We start from the raw sequence: 1,033 nt of genomic DNA, 5'->3' as shown, positions 1-1,033 counted from the left end.
TGTGGGACCGGGCTTGCTCGCAAAACCACCCTGCCACCCCCAAATCCCCCCACTGACCCCCAACCCGTCACCGCCCCTCCAACAATTCCCCCGCCTGATCCAACAACGCCAACGGATCAACCGCCTTATGAATATCCACCGACAACAACTGCCGAAACTTACGCGCCCCCGGGAAACCGGTCCCCAGCCCCAGAACATGGCGCGTAATGTGATGCATCGAGCCACCTGTCGCCAAGTGCTCGGCTATATACGGACGCAACTGCGCCAACGCCTCAGCGCGGGTGATCACAGGCGCGGTGCTGCCAAACAGCTGTTGATCCACCTCCGCCAGCAAATACGGATTGTGATAAGCCTCCCGCCCCAGCATCACCCCATCAAACGTCTGCAAATGCTCCTGGCACTGCTCCAGCGTCTTGATCCCACCATTGAGATTAATCTCCAACTCCGGAAAGTCCCGCTTCAACTGCGCCGCCACGTCATAACGCAACGGCGGAATGTCCCGGTTCTCCTTGGGCGACAATCCCTCCAGAATCGCAATCCGCGCATGCACGGTAAAACTGGTGCAGCCAGCATCCTTCACCGTCCCGACGAAATCACACAACTGGGCATAACTGTCCCGCCCATTGATGCCGATACGGTGCTTCACCGTCACCGGAATCGACACCGCATCGCGCATGGCCTTCACACAGTCCGCCACCAGGGCAGGGTGCGCCATGAGGATCGCGCCGATCATGTTGTTCTGCACCCGGTCGCTGGGGCAACCGACGTTCAGATTCACTTCGTCGTAACCCGCGGCTTCGGCCATGCGGGCGCAGGCGGCCAGATCGGCAGGGACACTGCCGCCCAACTGGAGGGCCAGCGGGTGCTCGGCTTCGTTGTGGCGTAGGAAGCGCTCGTGGTCGCCGTGGAGGATAGCGCCGGTGGTGACCATCTCGGTGTAGAGCAGGGCGTGTTTGGAGAGCAGGCGCAGGAAGAACCGGCAGTGGCGGTCGGTCCAGTCCATCATGGGGGCGACGGAGAAGCGGCGGGAGAG

1 protein-coding gene is annotated in these 1,033 nt (G+C 61.9%); it reads right to left on the bottom strand.

What is annotated here, in order from left to right; genetic code table 11:
- Window positions 1-67 precede the first annotated feature (67 nt).
- Window positions 68-1,033 (bottom strand): tRNA dihydrouridine(20/20a) synthase DusA (gene dusA / locus GIW79_RS29500; protein WP_236477477.1); only part of this gene is annotated, 966 nt, incomplete at its 5' end.

It is taken from the genome of Pseudomonas sp. PA-7-1E, from assembly GCF_021605325.1.
GTDB lineage: Bacteria > Pseudomonadota > Gammaproteobacteria > Pseudomonadales > Pseudomonadaceae > Aquipseudomonas > Aquipseudomonas fluorescens_BV.
The sequence above is the reverse complement of the archived record's forward strand: the minus strand, read 5'-3'. Positions and strand labels throughout refer to the sequence as shown.